Here is a 21982-nt window from a genome sequence, read left to right on the forward strand (position 1 = left end):
CGCCACCTCTCTCCCCGGCCCTGAGCCGGGGAGAGAGGCAGTCGCGGTTCAGCAGCCGGGGGCGCCGGGCACGTCGAACTGTTCGGCGGCGTAAGCGGCCAGCTGAAGGGCGGCGGTGTGATCGATGCCGAGCTCCGTGGCGGCCGCGAGGACGGCGTCCGCGGCACTGGACGAGGTGCCCAGATGCTTCGCGGTGGCGTGCAGCAGCTGCTCATGCTGTTCCTTGCTCAGTCCCAGCCGTTGCGCGATGGCCTCGCCGCCGGCGGTCACCGAGCAGACCCCGGTCTCCGGCAGCTGCAGTTCGATCGACTGGGCGGCCTCCATGTCGCCGGCCAGGGCGGCTGCGATGGAGCGGACCTGTTCGTAACCGGTGAGCATGAGGAAGGTCGGCGCGCGGCCGTAACTCTTCATACCGACGGTGAAGTAGCCCGGTTCGGGATGGGCCAGTTCGCGGTAGCCGTGCGGAGTGACGGTGCCGCAGGAGTGCTGGTTGGGGTCGATCAGCGGAGCCAACGCACGGGGCGCGGACATGATCGGGTCCAGCTCCAGGCGCAGTTCGCTGGTGATGCCAAGGTCCGGGCGGAAGCCGGTGGCGGCCACGATCCGGTCGGCGGTGATGGTCTGCTCGCTGCCATCGGGGCCGCGGGAGACGAGTTCGACCTGATCCCGGGTCGGGTCGTCGCCGAGGCAACGGACGGTGTGAGTGCGGAAGTTCGCGGCGAGGGTGACTCGGCCCGTGTTGACGAGCATCTTCAGGCCGGAGCCCAACGCGCCGCGGGCGGGCAGTTCGTCGTCGCTGCCGCCGCCGAAGGAAGCAGCCGGGTCAGCGGCCCGGATGGCCCACGTGATGGTGGTTCCCGGTTCGGCGTCGACCAGTTCGGCCAGGGCCAGCAAGGTGTTGGCGGCTGAATGTCCAGCTCCGACGACGACGGTGTGACGACCGGCATGCCGTGCGCGGTCGTCACCCAAGACGTCCGGCAGACCGTGGTTGATCCAGGCCGCGGCTTCCGCTTCGCCGTGGGCCGGCAGCCCGTTGGCACCGACCGGACTGGGCTGGCGCCAGGTACCGGAGGCATCGATGACGGCGCGGGCGAGCAGTTCCTCGCCGTTGGACAGGCGCAGGACGAAGGGAGTCTTCTCGCGGTCGGCGGTGCGCAGCCGGTCGACGTCGAGGCGGCTGATGGCGGTGACCGCGGCGCCGTAACGGATGTGGGGCGCCAGAGTCGGCAGTTCGGCCAACGGCTGCAGGTACTGCTTGACGAGGTCGCCACCGGTGGGCAGGGCGGACGGGTCGGGCTCTTCCCATCCGGCCGCCGCGAGCAGGCGTCGGGCGGCGGGATCGGTGTTGTACTCCCACGGGCTGAAGATCTGGATGTGGGACCAGGCCCGCACGGCTGCTGCTGGGACGTCACCGACTTCCACGACGACGAAGGGGACGCTGCGTTCGGCCAAGTGCGCGGCGGCGGCCAGACCGACGGGTCCGGCTCCGATCACGGCAACGGGAAGGCGGTCAGGGTTGGGGGCAACCACAGTGCGGTGTCCTTTCACGAAAGGGCTGGGCGGTCGGTCAGGCGTCGTGCACAGGTTCGGTCGACAGCGAGGCGAGGGGTTCGCCGGTGTCGGTCTGCACGCGCTGGGCCACACCCTGCTGCGCCCGGCGCTGTAATTCGGCGATCGCGGCACAGCAGGCACTTGCGGCCTGCTCGGTGTCTTCCGAGGGAGGAGCGGCGGAATCGCTCATCGGATCTGATCGGCTCCTGTCGCGGCGTGTCCGAACGGCCGTGGAAGGGCTCTCACCACGACCACCTATATAGATAAACAACGAATCAAGCTTCCAGAGTTGCCCCTGATTCGATGAATGTCAACCTCGAACCAAGGGATCACTGAATGTGATGAGCATCACCCTGCGCCGCGTTGCATGGAAGCCCGTGGCGAGCCAATCTCGATACATGTCGAAACAGCGGGGGTATTCGGTGCGGGGCGTTCAACCGGCGCCGTAGCGACATGGGGATCGGTGGCTGTGCCGACAGCCACGTCCGGCCTGTGAACGGAACGACGCGCTCGCCACGCCTCACACCGTTCACAGTGGCTCCGGTCCCTCCCCCTCCATATTCATGCGTCCCTCGGTGCGTACGCCCGCCACCGGGCCGGCTGCTGCCGGTCCGCCGCGTGCACACCGCGGCTCCTTCCGTGCTGCTTCACCAGTGAACGGCTACGCCATGCCCGGAAGGACATCCATGCCTCACGACCCGACACCCGCGGCTGATCCCGTCAGCGAACCGATCGCCATCATCGGCATGGCGGGACACTTCGCCGACGCCACCAGCCCTGAAGAACTCTGGGAGATGCTGCTTCAGGGCCGCGACGCGATCACGGACATCCCGCCCGAGCGCTACGACGTCGACGCCGTCTACGACTCCACGCCCCGCACCCCCGGCCGCACCGTGAGCCGGTGGGGCGGCCTGCTGCGCGACATCGACGCCTTCGACGCGGAGTTCTTCGGCATCTCCCCCCGGGAAGCCGACCGCATGGACCCCCAGCAGCGCCTGCTGCTGGAGGTCGCCTACGAGGCCCTCGAGGACGCGGGACAGCCCCTGCCGCGCATCGCGGGCACCGACACAGGTGTGTTCATCGGACAGCTCGGCGGGGACTACTGGCACCTGCAGTACGAGGACCGCGACCAGCTGGACCTGTACGCCATGACCGGCGCAGCATCGCGTGCCATCACCTCCGGCCGCCTGTCCTACGCCTTCGATCTGCGCGGTCCCAGCTTCACCGTCGACACCGCGTGCTCCTCCGCACTGGTCGCCGTCCACAACGCCGTCCAGGCCATCCGGCTGGGCGAATGCCCTCTGGCGATCGCCGGCGGCGTCAACATCGTCCTGCTGCCGGAAGAGGGCGTCGTCTACTCCGGCGCCGGCATGCTCGCCTCCGACGGCCGCTGCAAGTTCGCCGACGCCTCCGGTGACGGCTTCGTCCGGAGCGACGGCATCGGGGCGGTCATTCTCAAACCGCTGTCCGCCGCTCTCGCCGACGGCGACCGCGTCCGTGCCGTCATCCGCGGCTCCGCCGTCGGCAACGACGGCCAGAGCAGCGGTTATCTGGTCACCCCCGCCGTCGAAGGCCAGCGCGACGTGCTGCGCCGCGCTTACGCCAACGCCGGCATCGATCCGGCCGACATCGACTACATCGAAGCCCACGGCACCGGAACCAGCGTGGGTGACCCGGTCGAGCTCGAGGCCCTGGCCGACATCGTCGGGCCCCGTGCCGCGGACCGGCGTTGTCTGGTCGGCTCGGTGAAGACCAACATCGGCCACGCCGAGGCGGCCGCCGGCATCGCCGGGCTCATCAAGGCCGTCCTGTGCCTGGAGAACAAGACCGTTCCGCCCAACCTGCACCTGAAGAACCCGAACCCGGCCGTCGACTGGGACAACCAGCCGTTGATCGTTCCCACTCAGGCCACTCCGATACCCGAACGGGGCCGACCCGCCATCGCCGGGGTCAGCAGCTTCGGCTTCTCCGGTACCAACGCCCACCTCGTCCTCGAAGCCGCCCCCGAACCGGCCGCAACCGAAACGGACGGCGAAGAGCCGGACGAGCGGAGCGAGCTGCTGGTGTTGTCCGCCCTGAGCCCAGAGGGCCTCACCGAAGCTGCCCGCCGCATGGCCGACCATCTCGGCGGACCCGGCACCCGGCACTCCCTGCGCGACATCTGCTACTCCGCGGCGCGGCGCCGCACCACCCATGACGCCCGGCTGGCACTGCCCGCCGACAGTCACGCGGAGGCAGCCGCCGCGCTACGCGGCTTCGCCGAGGGTGAGGACGAACCCGGCCTGTCCTTCAGCGACTACACCGATCCCGGTGCCCGTCCCCGGATCGTCTTCGTCTTCCCGGGCCAGGGCTCGCAGTGGCCGGGGATGGGACGCGAACTCCTGGATACCGAGCCGGTGTTCACCCGGACTATGGAGGCCTGCGACGAGGCCGTCAAAGCCGAGACCGGCTGGTCGGTCATCGAACTGCTGCGCTCGGCCGACGAGGAGCGCCTGAAGCAACTCGACGTCATCCAGCCCACCTTGTGGTCCATGGAGATCGCGTTGGCTGAGCTGTGGCGATCCTGGGGTGTCGAGCCGGATGCGGTCATCGGCCACAGCATGGGCGAATCCGCCGCCGCCTACATCTCGGGGGCGTTGTCCCTGCCGGATGCCGCCGCCGTCATCTGCCGTCGCAGCCGACTGGCCAAGCGTCTGTCCGGCCGCGGGACCATGGCCTGGGTGGCGCTGCCCGCCGAAGAGGCCACGGCCGCGCTGGTCGGCTTCGAGGACGAGGTCGCCGTGGCAGCCATCAACAGTCCCACCTCCACTCTGCTGTCCGGGGACGGTGATGCCCTCACCCGGGTGCTGGCCGCTCTCGACGCCAGCGGCGTGGACAACCGGCGGGTCAATGTCGACTTCGCCTCGCACTGTCCGCAAATGGACGCTCTGCGTGACGATCTGCTCGCCGAGCTGTCCCATCTCACCCCCCGCCCGGGCCGCGTCCCGCTGCACTCCACCCTGCTGAACGAGGCGATCGACGGCTCCGGCATGGACGCCGACTACTGGGTGCGCAACATCCGCCAGCCGGTCGACTTCGTCGGCGCCGTGCGGGGCCAGCTCGACCTCGGTGACACCGTGTTCATCGAAGTCAGTCCCCATCCTCTGCTCGTGACAGGAATCCGCGAGACCAGCCGCCTGCACACCGGAGCCGACACCACCGCGGTCAGCAGCCTGCGCCGCCACACCGGCGAACGCGCCTGCCTGCTCACCTCCGCAGCCACCCTGCACACCGTCGGCACTCCGCTCGACTTCGACCGGCTGACCGAGGGCGGACGCTACGTGTCACTGCCCTCCTACCCCTGGCAGCGCACCCGTCACTGGATCAGCAGCACCCCTGCCCCCGCGACACCTGCTGCCGCGCCCTCCTCAGCCGCGGCGACCACGGAGGGAGCAGCGGAGCAGCCCCCGCACCCGCTGCTGGGGCGACCGCAGCCCGCCGAGGGGACCAGCCGCGTATGGCAGGGACCGCTGGCCCTGGCGGACAACGCCTACCTGCGCGACCACCGCATCCAGGACACGATCATCCTGCCGGGCACCGCCCATCTCGAGCTCGTCTCCGCGGCGGCCCGCACCATGCTGAGGTCCGACGCCCTGTCAGTGTCCGACGTTCACTACCACCGAGCACTGTTCCTGGACGAGGGCGGCCCCGCCCCGGAGGTCAGGGTCACGGCCGACCCGCGCCCGGACGGCTCACTGCACTTCCGCATCGACAGCCAGGACCCCGACACGGGTGACTGGACCCTGCACACCGAAGCCCGCGTCCGTGCTCTGGCCGAGGGCGCACCGGAGCCGTCCGAATCGCTCGAGGCGATCCGCGCCCGTCTGCCGCAGCATCAGGCCGCGGCCGACTTCTACGCGTGGAACGCCGAGCGCGGCAATCAATGGAACGGATCCTTCCAGGGCGTCGCAGAGCTGTGGCGTGCTGACGGCGAAGTTCTCGCCCTCCTCTCCTGCCCCTCCTCCCTCGTCGAGGGCCTCGCCCGTCACCACTTCCATCCGGCACTGCTGGACGCCAGTGGCCACTCCATGGCCGCCGCACGGCCGCTGACCGTCCCCGGTGAGGACGGTGTCTTCGTCCTCGGCGGCATCGACGAAGTCCGCTTCTACCAGCGGGCGTCAGTCTCCATGTTCAGCCACGCCCGGCTGCTTTCTTCTCCCCGCGAGGACTCCTTCGTCGCCGACATCGACATCCGTGACGACGACGGTCACCTGGTCGCGCAGATACGCGGCTTGCGCCTGCAGTACCTGGCCGGCCGCTCCCCCGCTCTGTTGCATCCCCACCACGAGGAACCCGTGACAGCAATCAGCACACCCTCCGCCCCCACGGTCGGCAGCGGTCCCGACACCTGGCTGCATGCCCTCATGTGGGAAGAGGCGGCCCTTCTCGCCGACACCTCAGCCGCATCCGCGGGGAACGGCTTCTGGTTCGTCCTGAGCGACAGCGGTTCCACCAGCCGCGCGTTGGTACGGGAACTGACCAGCCGTGGACAGCGCGTGGTCGTCGTCACCGCCGGTGCGGGCCGCATGGCCGGAGCCGGCGACCGCTACCGCATCGACCCGTCGAAGGAAGAGCACTACCGCGAGGTTCTGGGTGACATCGCCCGCGACGGCACCTGCCGCGGCATCATCCACCTGTGGGCCCTGGATGCCCGGGTCGGCCTGGACGCCACACCCACCGAGATCCGTCGTGCCCAGCTCCTGTCCGCCCGCAGCGTCCTGCATCTGACCCGGGCGCTGGAGCATCACTCTCTCGGGAACCCACCGCTGTGGCTGGTCACCCAGCTCGCCCAGGCCACCGGCACCGGAGAGCAGGTGCGCCATCCCTTCCAGGCGGTGCTGTGGGGTCTGGGGCGCACCCTGGCCGCCGAGGCTCCCTCGTTGTCGCCCCGTCTGGTCGACCTCGACCGGTCCGCTGCCAGCATTCCGGCCCTGGCCGATGTACTGCAGCGAGCCGATGACGAGGACCAGGTCGCTCTGCGCGAAGGCCGGCGCCTTGCTGTTCGGCTGCGCCCGGCTGCCGACTGTGGTGCCGTACCGCGTGCGCTGTCACTGCCGGCACCCGGCGTTCTGGACGACCTGCAGCTGTCCGAGCTCCCGCCGCGCGCTGTGGCCGCCGACGAGGTCCGCATCCAGGTCAGTCACGCCGGTGTCAACTACCGCGATGTGCTGATGAGCCTGGGCATGTACCCCGGTCAGGACAACCGGCCGCCGGTGCTGGGCTGGGAGTGCGTCGGCACGGTCACCGAGGTGGGCAGCGCCGTCACCGATGTCGCCGTGGGCGACGAGGTCGTCGCCATCGCCGAAGGTGCACTGGCGCATGAGGCCATCACCCGCAGCTGCCTGACCGCGCCGAAGCCGACGCGGCTGACCGCAGCCGAGGCCGCGACCCTGCCCGCGGCCTACCTGACCGCGCACCACGCCCTGAACGGCCTGGCCCGCCTCGAGCGCGGTCAGAAGGTTCTCATTCACTCCGCCACAGGCGGCACCGGGCGAGCAGTGCTGAGCATCGCCCGCTGGAAGGGAGCCCGCGTCTTCGCCACCGCCGGGAACGAGGCCAAGCGTGAACTGCTGCAGAAGCTCGGTGTGGAACAGGTGGCCGACTCCCGCAGCCTGGCCTTCGTCGACGTCTTCAGGCGGGCCATCGGCGAGGAGGGATTCGACGTCATCTGCAACACCCTGACCGGCGATGCCATCGAAGCGAACCTGTCGCTCATGGCCCCTTACGGGCACTACCTCGAGCTGAGCAAACGCGACATCCTCGACGACAACCATCTGTCGCTGGGAGCGTTCGCCCGCAACCTCTCCTTCCATGCCATCGACGTCGTCCACATGGTCCAGCACGCACCCGAACGGGCCGGCCGGATGCTGCGGGAGGCCACCGCCCTGGCCGACCAGGGCGTCGTCGAGGCGCTGCCGCACACGGTGTACCCGGTCGAGAAGGCCGCGGACGCCTTCCGGCTGATGGCTCAGTCCCGCCACACGGGAAAGATCGTTCTGTCGTTCGGGGAGACGACCACCAGCACGGCGCGTGGGGCACGGACCCGCCCCGTTGCCATCCACGCTGACGGCACTTACCTGGTCACGGGCGGGGCAGGCGGCATCGGCGGCCGCCTGGCGCTGTGGCTGGCCGATCAGGGGGCCCGGCACCTGCTGCTCACCGGCCGAAGCCCGATGCCCCGTTTGGACCTGCCCTTGGCGGAGAACCACCCCCAGGCAGCAGCGGTCGCCGTGCTGAGGCAGCTGAGCGCTCGTGGTGTGAACGTGACCTACGAAGCCGTCGACGTCGCCGACGCCGAGGCCATGGAAGGGCTGCTCGCGTCCCGCCGCCGAACGGGGATGCCACCCATCCGTGGTGTCTTCCACGCGGCCGGCGTCATCGACTACACCCCGCTCAGCGAGATGACCGGTACCGAACTCGACCGGGTACTGGCTGCCAAGGTCTCCGGCGCGTGGAATCTGCACCGTCTGCTGAACGAGGAACCGGTGGACGCCTTCGTGCTGTTCTCCTCCGGTTCTGCCCTGCTCAACTCACCGATGCTCGGCGGGTACGCGGCCGGCAACAACTTCCTCGACGCCCTGGCGCACTACCGGCACGCCCACGGGATGCCGGCCGCCGTCGTCAACTGGGGCTTCTGGAACAGCGTCGGCATGGTGGCTCGCACGGAACAGCGGGAGGAGCGCACCCTGCTCCCGCAGGGCATGCGCTCCTTCAGCCCCGACGACGGACTGGCGCTGCTCGGAAGGATTCTTGCCGAGGGCCGGGTACACACCGCGGTACTGCCGGCAGACTGGTCCGCATGGGCGCGCGCCTATCCGTCTGCCGCGGCCGCGCCGCTGCTGAAGCACCTCATCAGGGGCACGCGAACCGACAACGAACATGCAGCGGAATCCGGTGAGCGGGTGACCCCGCCTGCCGCACCGACCACTGTCGGCCCCGCCGAGTCTCAGCAGCCCACCGCGTTGGCTCCCTCCCCCTCCCCCGTTGCAGTGCCTGCACCGCCTGCGTCCGTCGCCGAGACGGCATCGCGGCCTGCGACGACTCCCGTAGCGCCGGCCGGGGAGCTGCTGGACTTCCTCAAGCAGGAGGTCTCCGTGGTCATGGGCCTGCGCGCGGAACGCGTCAACGTCAACCGGCCGCTCAACCGGCTCGGCATGGACTCCCTCATGGCCGTGGAACTGCGCAACCGCATCGAACGCCGCTACCAGGTCAAGCTGCCCATGGTGCAACTCCTCAAGGACGGCACCATCACCACCGTCGCCCAGGCCCTGGCCACCGAACTCGCCCCGACCGGGAACGCGGACACCGCCCCGTCGAACACCGCATCTGAATCCGCCGCAGCAGTCAGTAGCCCTGACGAGGGCACTACCACACGGGTGGCCGTGGCATCCGGCACCGAGGCGGTCGAGGAAAGTGCGCAGCCCGTCCGTCCGACCGACCGGCCGGAAGCCGGCACCGCAGATGGGGCGCCGGCCGGGGAGCTGCTGGACTTCCTCAAGCAGGAGGTCTCCGTGGTCATGGGCCTGCGCGCGGAACGCGTCAACGTCAACCGGCCGCTCAACCGGCTCGGCATGGACTCCCTCATGGCCGTGGAACTGCGCAACCGCATCGAACGCCGCTACCAGGTCAAGCTGCCCATGGTGCAACTCCTCAAGGACGGCACCATCACCACCGTCGCCCAGGCCCTGGCCACCGAACTGAACTCCACCAACGCCTCGGCCTGACCGAGCGAGTGACGAGGACCTCTCTGCCCATGAAGACCACCGACATCCGCATCGCCGGGCTCGGCACCTACATCCCGGACATCGTCGACGCCCGCAAGGCAGTGGCACTTGGCCTGTACGACGCCGACGACTACGAGTTCTACGGCTGGACCGGCGCCGCCGTCGCCGACGACATGCCCGCCCCCGACATGGCAATCGCAGCGGCCCGGCAAGCGCTGGAGCGCTCCGAACTGCACCCGCACGACATCGACATGCACATTCACGCGTGCGGCCATGAACAGGGTCCCGAGGGATGGTCGCCGCAGCACTACATCCTGCGGCACCTCACCGATCGCGACGTGCCCTCCTTCCGCGTCTGGCAGGCCTGCAGCGGTCTGATCGGCTCGCTGGAACTGGCCGCCTGCTACCTCAAGGCCGTTCCCGAGCGCACCGCTGCGCTGCTGACCGGTGCGGACAACGTCGGCACTCCGCACTTCAACCGGTGGGCGTTCGGCATTCAGAACGGCGTCGTGGGTGATGCCGGCAGCGCTGTGCTGCTGTCGAAGACCGAGGGATTCGCGAGCCTGCTGTCGATCAACACCGGCTCCACCGCGGAGGTAGAGGAACAGTACCGGGGCAATGAGCCGCTCTTCCCGCCGTCGCTGACGCTCGGCCGCGGGATCGACTTCAAGGAGCGACTCGCCGCCACTGGTGGGCTCGAAGAGACGGTCGCTGAAGTCGTGCGCCGTCAAGGAGAGTTGCGCACCGAAATAGCGTTGCGCACCCTGGCCGAGGCCGGCCTGGAGCCGGGCGATGTCACTCGGGTCTGCCACGTGTTCACCGGCCAGGAGAGCTACCTGAAGGTCATCCTCGACCCGATGGGGCTCTCCCCTGACCAGGGCCTGCTCGACTTCGGTCGCAATCTGGGCCATCTGACCGTCAACGATCAGATCGTCGGTCTCACCCACCTGGTCGAGACCGGTCAGGTCGGTCCCGGCGACCACGTTCTGATCGTGGCGCACGGTGGCGGGGTGTCCATCACCTGCGCCGTCGTCCGTATCGACCAGCGGCCCACCTGGGCCGCCCAGTAACGCCGCGCCGCACACCGGCCCTCCGCGGAGGGCCGGTGTGTGTGCTGTCCGCCCCACCATTTGACATCAGGGGGTCAACACCGATGTCGTATCTCGCATCCTCACCACTGCTCGATGCCGAAGCGCTGATATCCGCCTTCGGCCTGCTGGGCATCATGGCCACCGTGTTCGCCGAGTCCGGGCTGATCGTCTGTTTCTTCCTGCCAGGTGACTCGCTGCTGTTCACCGCGGGCCTGCTGGTGGCCAACGATCAGATCCTGCACCAGCCCCTGTGGCTGGTCATGCTCGCCATCATTGTCGCCGCCGTGCTGGGCGACCAGTTCGGCTACGCCTTCGGCCGCAGAGTGGGACCAGCCCTGTTCCGGCGGCCCAACTCGCGTTTCTTCAAGCAGGAGAACGCCGAGCGCGCCCAGGAGTTCATGCTCAAACACGGCCCCAAAGCACTGGTGATGGCCCGCTTCATCCCCGTCTTCCGCACCTTCATTCCCATCACCGCCGGTGTGGGACGCATGCCGTACCGCACGTTCTTCTTGTTCAACGTGGTCGGTGCGGTGCTGTGGTCGGTCAGCCTCACGCTCGTCGGCTACTACCTGGGCCAAGTCGCCTTCGTCCGCGACAACATCGAAGCCATCGTGATCGGCATTGTGTTGGTTTCGGGCATCCCGATCATCATCGAAGGCATCCGGATGCGACGCCGGGTGCGCGGAAGCAAGGCCGCCGCCCCCGTGCTGCCCACCTCACCGTCCGCTACCACTGAAACGGAGCTGCCCCACTCATGATTTCGGCCCAGGACTTCTGTGATCTCCTCGCCGACCGCGGCTTCTCATTCGCCAGCGGTGTGCCCTGTTCCCACTTCGGCGGTCCGATCGCCCATCTGAGCACCCAGCCCGGCCGCTACGTACCCGCCCCGAACGAAGGCAGCGCCCTGTCCGTGGCCGCGGGCGCCGCGCTGGGTGGGCGACGCGCCTACGTCATGCTGCAGAACTCCGGCCTGGGCAACCTCATCAACCCGCTCACCTCGCTGGTGATGACCTACCAGTTGCCGCTCCTGACCTTCACCAGCCTGCGCGGCTGGCCCGACCCGGCCACCGACGAGCCCCAGCACGCGGTGATGGGCCCGGCCACTCCAGGGCTGCTCGACAGCGTTCACACGCCTCACTACACCTTGTACGCCAAGGACGGCCCGGACGAGTTCGCCCTGGTTCTCGAACAGGCGGAAAAGGATTTGGCGGAGCAGCGCGCACCCTTCGTGCTGGTGGAGCGCGGCGCCATCGGAAAGGCCACCGCCGCCAACGATCCGTACTCCGAGGGGCTTGCCGCTGCGGAGGCCATCCGTGTCGTCACTGCCGCCGCTCCTCAAGCAGCCGTCATCGCCACGACCGGCTACACCGGCCGGGACACCTTCGCCGTGGCCGACGCTCCCGGAAACTTTTACATGCAGGGTTCCATGGGGCACGCCTCGTCCCTGGGCCTGGGAGTGGCGCTGACGCACCCGGAGCGGACCGTGGTGATCCTGGACGGGGACGGTGCACTGCTGATGCATTTGGGAGCGCTGTCGATGATCGGCCATGCAGCTCCTGCGAACCTGATCCATGTGGTGCTCGACAATCGGGTCCACGAGTCGACCGGAGGGCAGGCGACCACCTCAGCCACCACCTCGTTCCCCGGGATGGCCCTGGCGGCCGGCTATGCGAGCGCGATCGCCTGTGACAGCGAGGACACGGTGCGGAACGCGATGACACAGGCCCAGACCGTTCCGGGACCGCACCTGATCAACGTGAAGACGCTGCCGAGGACGGGGGCGATTCCTCCGCGCGCGACGAACGCGCTCAGCACACTGGACATACGGGATCGCTTCCAGCACAGCCTTCAGCAGTGACCCGACCCCCTGCCGGGCAAAGGGGAGCGGTGTCCCACGCTGAACGCGCGGGGCACCGCTCGCTCCCCTTCACCGACTCGTGCCTGTACTGTCAGGCTCCCTGTGCTGCGGCGGGCTGGTCGGCCTCCGGCTGGAGGCATGCCGCCACTGTCTCGGGGTCCATCGCGGCCAGGCTGGCAAACATGCGCAGAGGCTCGGCCAAGGTCTGGCAGCACATCACGTATTGGTTGCTGCGCCCCTTGGGGATCGCCTCGACTAGCTGCTGTTCCCTCAAGGGGGCCAGATGGTGGCTGACCAGCGTCTGGCTCAGACCGGTGGCCTCCTGCAACTCCTTGACGGTCCGGGGGCGCTGCGCGATCAACAGGATCAGCATCAGCCGGGTTTCGTCCGCCAGCGCCCGCAGTTTGGGCGCCAGCATCTGGGCCCGTTCGCGCTCGCTGAGCCACTGGGCGGGGTCACTGACCGCAACCCTCAGCTTCGATGGCCGGGCCATCGCCACCTCCCTCTCAACGCCGGGGCCGCCCTCCGGCCCCGCCCTGTCCTCGCCGGACAGGACGGACCGGACTGCGGATTCGATCCTACGCATGGTCCTGAGCCCGGATGATCAGGAGGCTGCAGGAGCGTCGGCGCTGCTGTGCGCAGCGGCGGTTTCGGCCTGCCCGGTGCCGTCGCCGTCGGCGACTCGGGCTCTGGGCAGGATGAAGGCCGCGGCCAGCGCCCCGACGACTGCGACACCTACGGCGATGAGCAAGGTAGCGGCGAACCCGTTGACAAAGGACTGCTGGGCGGCGTCCAGTACCCGTCGGCCGGCACCGCCGCCCAACTGCTGAGCGACGACGGACGCTCCCGCCAAGGACTCGCGTACCGCCTCTCCCGCCTCACCGGGCAGTTGTGCCGCCTCCGGAAGGTCGTCGCGGTAGAGGGTGGCGATCGCGCTGCCGCTGATGGCGATACCGAGCGCGCCGCCGACCTGCATACCCACGTCCGCCACAGCGGAGCCTGCGCCTGCTTGGCGGGCGGCGGAGACCACCAGGATGGCGTCGACGGCGGCCGGCAGGGCGATGCCCATACCGAAGCCGAACACGGCCAGCCCCCACAGCGCCTGGGCCTCGTCCTCAACCTGCAGGCCGGCCAGGATGCCCAGGCCGACGGCACACAGCAGCAGGCCGAACACGACCGTGGCCTTCAGTCCGGTGCGTTCCACCAGCTTCGCGGAGAGGGGAGCGCCGATCATCATGGTGCCGATGGCGAGCATGCGCAGGCCGGCGCCCAGCGGGTCGAGTTCGAGTACCGACTGCAAGTACTGGGTGAGCAGATACAGGCCGCTGTAGAGGCCGAAGGAGGTGCAGGCGATCGCCAGGGCTCCACCGCCGTAACGGGCGTTGAGGAGCAGGCCGACGTCGAGCATCGGATGGGCGGTGCGTCGTTCCCACACCAGGAAGGCGACCATCAGAGCAACGCCCACGAAGAGCGAACCGAGCGTGATGATGTCGCCCCAGCCGTTGTGCGGGGCTTCGACCAGGCCGTAGACGATGGCTACGAGGCCCGCCACCGACAGCAGAGCTCCGACGAGGTCCAGGCCGGGATGGCCCGCGGCCTTGGACTCGGGAATCAGCTTGGCGCCGCCGATCAGAGCGATGGCAGCCAGCGGCACGTTGATGATGAACATCGAGCCCCACCAGAAGTGTTCCAGCAGCAGGCCGCTGACCAGCGGCCCCAGCGGAACACCGATGGCCGCCGCGCCCGACCAGATACCGATCGCCTTGCCCTGCTCCTCGGGGGGGAAGACGTCCTTGATGATGGCGAGGGTCGCGGGCATCATCAGCGCCGCTGAAACACCCATCAGAGCTCGGAAAGTGATCAGCAGTTCGGCGTTGGAGGCGAACGCCGCGCCCAGACTGGTCAGTGCGAAGGCTGCCAGGCCGATGGACAGCAGCCGTTTGCGGCCAAAACGGTCGGACAGACCGCCGGCCATGAGCAACAGTCCGCCGAACGCCAGCGCGTAGGAGTCGACCATCCACTGCAGCTGGCTGCTGGTGGAGCCCAGGTCCTTCTGGATGCTGGGCAGGGCAAGGTTCAGGATCAGGGTGTCCAAGCCGATCAGGACTAGGCTCAGGCACAGAATGCTCAGGATCTGCCATCGTCGGGGATGGCCGGCGGGGCTGTTCACTCACGTACTCCTCAAACGCGTCAGGTTGACGCCCGGACAGGACTGCCGGAAGCCGACCGTGCCTGCGGGGGATGTGAGGCAGTCCGACCTCCGGCCACCCTCACATTAAGCAGCACTGCCTGCTATCAACAGTAAAGACTGTTGATAACGGCCGAGTTTGTGCGCTGAATTCGGCCATCTGCCCAATCCCCCCCGCAACTACCCTTCCAAGCAGGAGTATTGCTCCCATGATGTGCACGTACTCCGGGTAAGACCTACATGGTCGATTACCTCACCCGCCCCAGGCGTCACCATGACACGCTCTCCGCGCACGCCATCCGCATATGACAACATCCCTGCTCAGCTCGCCCCGCAACGCGCCAAACCCATCGGAGGCACACACCCGGGGACGGACCGCAGGGTTGGCGCAAAACGCCCCCCGCAGGCAAGGAAGTCCTCGAACACTTTGACTGTCATCGATACATTGAGCGAGAAGCAGCACGGGGGCCTGCGCAGAGGGCCCCACAACGGGGTGCCAGGGGGGCTGGAGCACATGCGTACATCCGGCAAGCGAACACGCACAGCCACGCCATCGCCGGCACGGCGATAGGGACCCTGTACTTCATCTCATGTCCGAGGTCCGTGCGTGGCGGCACGGTCCTGACATCACCTCAGACAACACCTGGTTCACGCGTGGCATGACGCGTCGGCACGCGTCCTGCTGCGCTCACGAGGCTGGAACCGTCACTGGCGACGGCTGGTTCCGGACCCTTCCTGAAATACTTGAAAGGGAAAGCGATGTCAGTCTCTGCTCAGCCACGCCTTGCCCTGGTGGGCGACCGCGGCAACCACGGCGAGCCGTCCCACCCGAAGATCGATGCGATGCGTGAGCAATGGGACCTGGCCACTGAGTGGGTTCCGACCACCGACATCCACGACGCCTCCTTGCTGGAGGGCTTCGACGGCATCTGGGTGGTGCCCGGAGCACCGTACTTCAACCAGAAGGGCGTGCACATCGCCGTGCGGCACGCGCGTGAGAACCGGCTGCCGTTCCTGGGCACCTGCGGCGGCTTCTTCAGCGCCCTGATCGAGCACGCGCAGAACGTGCTGCGCCTACCCGAGGCGGAAGGCGTGGACGAGGATCCCGAAAAGATGATGCCCCTGGTCACCCCGCTGAAGTGCTCCTTCCGCGGAGAAAGGGCCCCTCTGAAGGTCAAAGAGGGCTCCCGCCTCGCCGCCGTCTACGGCACGACCGAGGTGGAGGAGATCTTCCACTGCGACTACGGGCTGACCGACGCCTTCATGGACGCCGCCAACCAGGGCACCCTGCAGATCAACGCCTGGGACGTCGACGGCGCGCCCCGCGCCCTGGAGATCACCGGGCACCCGTTCTTCATGGGCAGCCTCTTCCAGCCCGAGCTGTCCTCCGCGCCGGGTGCCGAGCACAAGATCCTCAGGGCGTTCCTGTCGGCCGTACGCACCAAGGCAGGTGCCATACCGACGCCGACGACCTGATCACCACAACACTCCTGCGGCTTTTGACAAGGCCGTGCGTCGTATGCGCGCACGGCCCGGGCACCGCCATGCCCGCCTCGTCCCCGCACCAGGCGGAAGGATCCCCAGCTCTTCATGAAGTCCGACCAGCACGGCCTCTCCCGGCGCGGCTTCGTTCGCGGCGGCATCATCGGTGGCGCCGGTCTCGGCACCCCCGCTCTGCTTCCGATGATCTCGGCGCACGCCGCCGACAGCCCCGCCGCGGCGGGCGGTACGGCTTCCAGCGGCGCTCCAGGAGCGGCTTTCACCGATCAGTCGGCCGCCCTGACCCCGGACAAGACCGTCGCCACGGCCTGCCAGTTCTGCAACTCCAACTGCCGTCTCAACGTCGACCTCAAGGCCGACCGCATCCTCGCCGTGCGCGGCGAGGACAAGGACCCCGTGCAACAGGGCCAAGTGTGCGTCAAGGCCGAGCTGATGCCCCAGCTGGTCTACAACACGGAGCGATTGACCCGGCCGCTGCGTCGCGTCTCCGGCGAGAAGGGATCGCCCCACTCCAAGTTCGAGGCCATCAGCTGGGACGAGGCCCTACGCACCATCGCCGAGAAGCTGCTGGCCCTGCGCGACGCCGGCCAGGCACACACCATCGCCAACCGGACCACAGGCCGTCTGCCCCGCGGCACCGGATCACTGGTGGCCCGTCTGTTCGCGATGCTGGGCAGCCCCAACAACACCGATGTCGGCCCGGTCTGCAACGACGCGGGCGGCAACGCCCTGGCAGCGACCTTCGGCCTGGGCAACTTCACCAACGGCTACGGCATCGACGGCGCCACCGGCAAGGACGACCTGAGCTCGGCCCGCCACTATCTGTTCTTGGGCACCAACCAGACCGAGACCCATCCGGTGACCTTCGACTACCTGCTGCGCGGCCGCAAGAAGACCAAGGCCACCCTGACCGTGGTCGACCCACGTCTGACCCCGACCGGAGCGGTGGCAGACCGGTGGGTGGCGCCCAAGCCGCACACCGACTTCGCGCTGCTGCTGGCCATGCTCCACCACATCGTGGAAGAGGGCCTGTACGACAAGGCATTCGTCAAGCGGTGGGTGGTCGGCTTCGACGAGCTGCGCGCACACCTGAGGAAGCACCGGTACACCCCTGTGTGGGCAGCGAAGGTGACCGGCCTCGAGGCCGCCACCATCCGGGAGATGGCCGAGGAGTACGCGACGGCGAAACCGGCGGCAATCTTCTGCAACGCCGGCATCTCCCACCAGCTCGGCGCGTTCGACACCTACCGGGTCGCAACGTTCCTGGCGGCGGTGACCGGCAACATCGGCCGACCGGGCGGCGGTTGCAACTTCATGCACAACACCTGGCCCGGCGACCTGCACCTGCCGCCGCTGAAGGCCGGGGTTCCCGAGCGGCGCGAGGCGTTGCCGGTCGGTCCGGACTACTTTGCCGAGTCCATTCTGACCGGTGAGCCGTACCGGCTGCGCGCGGTGATCACGCAGGGCAATCCGTTGGTGTCCTCCGCCAACACCACCAAGGTGAAGAAGGCATTCGAGCAGCTCGACTTCTACGTCTACACCGGCCTGTTCATGGAGGAGGCCGCGTACTACGCCGACATCATCCTGCCGGTGTGCAGCGGGCTGGAGATGGAAGGCGTCTACATGCGCCGCGACGACCGGGCCATCCGCTGGCAGGAGCAGGTCGTCGACCGGGTGGGTGAGTCCCGGCCGGACTGGGAGATCTGGATCGGCCTGGCGCACACCCTGGCGGAGCTGGACACCCACCGCCCCACCGCCGAGTGGCGCGAGGCGTTCCCGGAACGATGGATGGACTACAAGGAGTTGTGGGACGACTTCGTCGCCCACACCCCCGGCATGGGCGGCATGACCCGCAGTCGGATGCAGAAACGCACCGAACCGCTGCGCTGGCCATGCCCCACACCCGGGCACCCCGGGGTCAGCACCCTGTATCTGGACCACCCCAGCTGGTACGAGGCAGCGGAGTCGCTGGATGCGGCCAACCGCGGCAAACGCTTCCTCACCTCCAGCGGCAAGGTCGAGCTCACCACCCCGGAGCTGGAGAAGAAGCTGACCGTCACCGGGCACAGCGCCCTGCCGATCTTCTACACGCACCCCGAGGTCACGGGGAAGAACCCCACCCTGGCCTACAGCCCCAAGTTCGTCACCAATCCCATCAATCCCCAGGCCGTCACCCACCCGGTACGCCTGGGGGTGCCCGGCAGTGACGCGGTGCACCGCGACTTCCCGCTCATGGGCATGACCGGCCGCCCCAGCGTCGTGCACTTCGCCGAGGTCACCCACTGGACGCCCACCGGCAAGCAGCTCAACGGCATCCGCTTCGTCCAGATCCACCCCGACACCGCCCGTCGGGCCGGCATCCGCGACGGCGACGACATCCGCGTCGAGAGCCCGCGCGGCTCGGTGACGGGCACCGCGCTGCTGTGGGAGGGGATCAGGACGGACACCGTGTTCGTCCCCAACACCTTCGGTCCCGCCCAGAAGGTCGGCGACCTCTTCGACGACCCCCGCTATGAGGCGGCCAACACCCTCCCCGACGACCGCTACTACGACAACCTCTCCGGCCAGCAGGCCTTCAAGTGCTTCGCCTGCCGGGTCGTCAAAGCCTGACCCACCGCTCGAACCCGGCACCATCCGTCCCCTTTGCTGGAGGCAGTGCATGACCGCTACATCCGATCCGCGCCTCGAAGCCGAGTCCGTCACCGTCCGGACGCTGTCCGGCTTCGACGAGACCGTCCGCGTTTTGGGCTCCAAGAGCTACACCAACCGCTACCTGGCCATCGCCTCCCTGTCCGGGCAGGAGACGGTCATCGACAACGCGCTGCTGTCCGACGACACCGTCTACCTCGCCCGCGCCATCGAGACGTTCGGCCATGTCACCTGCGCCATCGACCAGTCGACCGCCCGCATCCGTGTCACCCCCACCGGCAAGCCGATGCGTGCGCCGAGTGAGGAGATCTTCGTCGGCGGCGCGGGCACCCCGCTGCGGTTCCTGATCTCCATGGCCGGGCACGCCGAGGGCACCACCATCATCACCGGCAATGCCCGCATGCAGGAACGCCCCATGGGCGACCTGCTCAAGGCGCTGCCCGCGCTCGGTGTGGACGCCACCGCCGTGCGCGGCAACGGCAGCCCGCCCATCCGCGTGGTCGGCGGCTCCTTCAAGGGCGGCACCACCTCCATCAGCGGCGCCGTCTCCAGCCAGTTCACCTCCAGCCTCATCATCAACGCGCTGCGCGCCCAGACCGACACCGAGATCACCATCAGCGACGAGCTGGTCTCCAAGCCCTACGTGGAGATGACGCTCGCCGCGCTGAAGGAGATGGGCGTGAGCGTCGAGCGCGACGGCTACCGGCGTTTCACCGTCCCGGCCGGACAGCAGGCCCGCGGAGGCCAGGTCACCGTGGAGCCGGACGCATCGGGCATGTCCTACTTCCTGGCCGCCGCCGCCATCCTCCAGTCGCGGGTCGTCATCCCCGGTATCGGTGCCGGCTCCCACCAGGGCGACGTCCACCTGGTGGAGGCGCTGGAGAGGATGGGCTGTCGCACCGAGGTCACCGACGACTCCATCACCCTGACCGGCGGGCCGCTGCACGGCATCGACATCGACATGGAGGCCATGCCCGACGTCGTGCCCTCCCTGGCGATCGCCGCCGCTTACGCCGAGGGCACCACCCGCATCACCAACATCGCCTCCCTGCGAGTGAAGGAGTGCGACCGCATCGCCGCCGTCACCACCGAGCTGCGCAAGATGGGCGTCGGCGTGGAGGAACACGCCGACGCCATGTACATCACCGGCGGCACCCCGCACGGCGCGGTCATCGACACCTACGACGACCACCGCATCGCCATGACCTTCGCCATCGGCGGCCTGCGCACCGAGGGCGTGGTCATCAAGGACCCCGGTTGCGTCGCCAAGTCCTTCCCCACCTTCTGGCAGACCCTCGACACCCTCCACCCCACCCTGGAGAGCACCGTATGAGCACACCCGAGGCGGCATTCGCCGGCCCGGGCATCCTGCTGGTGCTCGACGGCTGGGGACAGGCCCCCGCAGCCGACGACAACGCCCTGGCCCTGGCGCACACCCCGGTCCTGGACGAGCTCGTCACCCGGTTCCCGAGCACGCTGGCCGACGCCTCCGGCGAGGCGGTCGGCCTGCTCGCGGGCACGGTCGGCAACTCCGAGATCGGCCACATGGTCATCGGTGCCGGACGGCCTCTGCCCTACGACAGCCTCCTGGCCCAGCAGGCCATCGACAACGGCACGCTGCGCGCCCACCCCCGCCTGGGCACCGTCCTGGACAAGACGGCTGCCGCGGGGCGCGCTCTGCACCTGATCGGGCTGTGCTCGGACGGACAGATCCACGCCCACGTCGAGCACCTGAGCGACCTGCTGGCCGCTGCGGCCGCCCACCAGGTGAGCCGCGTGTTCATCCACGCCATCACCGACGGGCGGGACGTGGCCGACCACACCTCCCCGGCCTACTTGGCACAGGTGGCCGAGTTCACCGACCGCGCCGGGACTGGGCGGATCGCCACCGTCATCGGCCGCGGTTACGCCATGGACAAGGCCGGCAGCCTCGACCTCACCGAGCAGGCGGTCGCCCTGGTCGCCGACGGCCGCGGCACGCCCGTCGACAGCGTCGATCAGGCGGTGGCTGCCTCCGAGCGCGGCGACGAGTGGGTGCCCGCGAGCGTGCTCACCGCGACCGGGGACGCGGCCATCACCGACAGTGACGCTGTGGTGTGGTTCAACTTCCGCAGCGACCGCATCCAGCAGTTCGCCGACCGCCTGATCGAGCACCTGACGGCCACCGGACGCTCGGTGGACATGCTCAGCCTGGCCCAGTACGATACCCGCGCCGCCATACCCGCTCTGGTGCAGCGGGCGGACGCCTCCGGTGGTCTGGCCGACGAACTCGCCGCAGCCGGGCTGCGCAGTGTCCGCGTCGCCGAGGCCGAGAAGTTCGAGCACGTCACCTACTACATCAACGGCCGTGATGCCACGGTGCGCGATGTCGAGGAACACGTGCGGATCACGGGCGAGGGCAAGCCCGACTACATCGCACGTCCGCAGATGAACCTCGACCGCGTCACCGCGGCCGTCGTCCAGGCCGCCGGCCGCGCGGACGTCGACCTGGTCGTCGCCAACCTGGCCAACATCGATGTGGTCGGGCACACCGGCCATCTGGCCGCCACCGTCACCGCCTGCGAGGCGACCGACGCCGCAGTGGGGCAGATCCTCGGCGCGGCCCGCGACAGCGGCCGGTGGGTGCTGGCCGTCGGCGACCACGGCAACGCCGAGAAAATGACCAAGCAGGCCCCGGACGGCACCGTCCGCCCTTACGGCGGGCACACCACCAACCCGGTGCCCCTGGTGATCGTCCCCGCGCGGGAAATCCGGTCGGCGTCGACGCTGCCGGAAAAGGCCACGCTCGCCGATGTGGCTCCCACCGTCCTGCATCTCCTGGGACACAAACCCGGATCCGCCATGACAGGAAGGCCCCTGCTGTGAGCCCGCTCGCCCCTCCTCCCACCCAGGCCGCATGGCACCAGGCACCTGACCTGGCCAGGTGCCTGGACAAGCCTCACCTCGCGGCCGTCTTCGCCGAGGACGCCATCGTCCGTCTGCTGGATGTCGACGGCATCGAAGCCGTGCTGCGCGAGCCCGCCGACCGCTCCCGCACGGTCCTGGGCCTGCACAACCCGTCCACGGACGAGGCCCGCATCAACCTCCACGGTCTGCTGCCCGAACACGCCGAGAGCACCTGGCACTTCATCAGCGGAGCCATGCACACCCGTCGTGCCGCCGATGGGATGTACGTCCATCTCGCGGCGTCCGGCCACGTCTGGCTCACCGCGACCCCATAAAGAAAGGAAACCCCGAAGTCCGGGCCGCTGAGCCCGGTTCCTCGTTTTGACGTGCCGACATCGACGAACCGTCGGCACATCTGCGCCAGATCCACCGCAGCCTGCGCGGGCAGCCCCCTCAGGGCACCGCTGCCTCGCATTCACTTCAGGGCACCGCCAAC

Annotated in this window: 13 protein-coding genes; 9 read left to right on the forward strand and 4 right to left on the reverse strand. The window is 68.8% G+C overall.

Annotation, left to right across the window (positions count from 1 at the left end):
* Positions 1–48 precede the first annotated feature (48 nt).
* Together PYS65_RS02395 and PYS65_RS02400 are read right to left on the reverse strand one after the other, a co-directional pair.
* Positions 49–1494, reverse strand: a complete 1446-nt coding sequence (locus PYS65_RS02395; protein WP_279332027.1) for an NAD(P)-binding domain-containing protein — start codon at positions 1492–1494, stop codon at positions 49–51.
* A 73-nt stretch (positions 1495–1567) separates the two neighbouring features.
* Complete coding sequence (locus tag PYS65_RS02400; protein ID WP_279332028.1) at positions 1568–1741, reverse strand: hypothetical protein; 174 nt, start codon at positions 1739–1741, stop codon at positions 1568–1570.
* A gap of 496 nt (positions 1742–2237) precedes the next feature.
* On the opposite strand from PYS65_RS02400, the gene PYS65_RS02405 reads away from it, so the two are divergent.
* The 4 genes from PYS65_RS02405 to aepY all read left to right on the forward strand — a co-directional run bounded on the left by PYS65_RS02405 (position 2238) and on the right by aepY (position 12263).
* Positions 2238–9314 (forward strand): type I polyketide synthase, encoded by a 7077-nt coding sequence (locus PYS65_RS02405; RefSeq protein ID WP_279332029.1) that lies wholly within the window; start codon positions 2238–2240, stop codon positions 9312–9314.
* 29 nt (positions 9315–9343) lie between these two features.
* Positions 9344–10384: a ketoacyl-ACP synthase III family protein gene (locus PYS65_RS02410; protein WP_279332030.1), complete on the forward strand. Its 1041-nt coding sequence runs from the start codon at positions 9344–9346 to the stop codon at positions 10382–10384.
* Positions 10385–10467: 83 nt separating this feature from the next.
* A complete protein-coding gene (locus PYS65_RS02415; protein ID WP_279332031.1) occupies positions 10468–11163 on the forward strand; it encodes a DedA family protein in 696 nt (231 codons plus the stop codon).
* The gene (aepY, locus tag PYS65_RS02420) at positions 11160–12263 is read left to right on the forward strand and encodes a phosphonopyruvate decarboxylase (RefSeq protein WP_279332032.1); all 1104 of its coding nucleotides are present in this window, start codon (positions 11160–11162) and stop codon (positions 12261–12263) included. The genes PYS65_RS02415 and aepY overlap by 4 nt, the downstream gene beginning before the upstream one ends.
* Positions 12264–12354: 91 nt before the next feature.
* On the opposite strand, the gene PYS65_RS02425 is transcribed toward aepY, so the two are convergent.
* Together PYS65_RS02425 and PYS65_RS02430 are read right to left on the reverse strand one after the other, a co-directional pair.
* A complete protein-coding gene (locus PYS65_RS02425; RefSeq protein WP_279332033.1) occupies positions 12355–12756 on the reverse strand; it encodes an ArsR/SmtB family transcription factor in 402 nt (133 codons plus the stop codon).
* 111 nt (positions 12757–12867) lie between these two features.
* On the reverse strand, positions 12868–14433 hold the full coding sequence (locus tag PYS65_RS02430) for an MFS transporter (RefSeq protein ID WP_279332034.1): 1566 nt from the start codon (positions 14431–14433) through the stop codon (positions 12868–12870).
* Positions 14434–15210: 777 nt separating this feature from the next.
* Between PYS65_RS02430 and PYS65_RS02435 the strand changes: the two genes are divergently transcribed.
* The 5 genes from PYS65_RS02435 (at position 15211) to PYS65_RS02455 (ending at position 21821) form a co-directional block, all read left to right on the forward strand.
* On the forward strand, positions 15211–15927 hold the full coding sequence (locus tag PYS65_RS02435) for a glutamine amidotransferase-related protein (RefSeq protein WP_279332035.1): 717 nt from the start codon (positions 15211–15213) through the stop codon (positions 15925–15927).
* Between the two features lie 114 nt (positions 15928–16041).
* Positions 16042–18561 (forward strand): molybdopterin-containing oxidoreductase family protein, encoded by a 2520-nt coding sequence (locus tag PYS65_RS02440; RefSeq protein ID WP_279332036.1) that lies wholly within the window; start codon positions 16042–16044, stop codon positions 18559–18561.
* Positions 18562–18610: 49 nt separating this feature from the next.
* Positions 18611–19933, forward strand: coding sequence for a 3-phosphoshikimate 1-carboxyvinyltransferase (gene aroA, locus PYS65_RS02445; RefSeq protein WP_279332037.1), 1323 nt, complete (start codon positions 18611–18613; stop codon positions 19931–19933).
* The gene (gpmI, locus tag PYS65_RS02450; RefSeq protein WP_279332038.1) at positions 19930–21465 is read left to right on the forward strand and encodes a 2,3-bisphosphoglycerate-independent phosphoglycerate mutase; all 1536 of its coding nucleotides are present in this window, start codon (positions 19930–19932) and stop codon (positions 21463–21465) included. Before aroA ends, gpmI begins: the two co-directional genes overlap by 4 nt.
* The gene (locus tag PYS65_RS02455) at positions 21462–21821 is read left to right on the forward strand and encodes a hypothetical protein (RefSeq protein ID WP_279332039.1); all 360 of its coding nucleotides are present in this window, start codon (positions 21462–21464) and stop codon (positions 21819–21821) included. Before gpmI ends, PYS65_RS02455 begins: the two co-directional genes overlap by 4 nt.
* The last annotated feature ends 161 nt before the right edge of the window (positions 21822–21982 follow it).

The organism is Streptomyces cathayae, from assembly GCF_029760955.1.
Lineage (GTDB): Bacteria > Actinomycetota > Actinomycetes > Streptomycetales > Streptomycetaceae > Streptomyces > Streptomyces cathayae.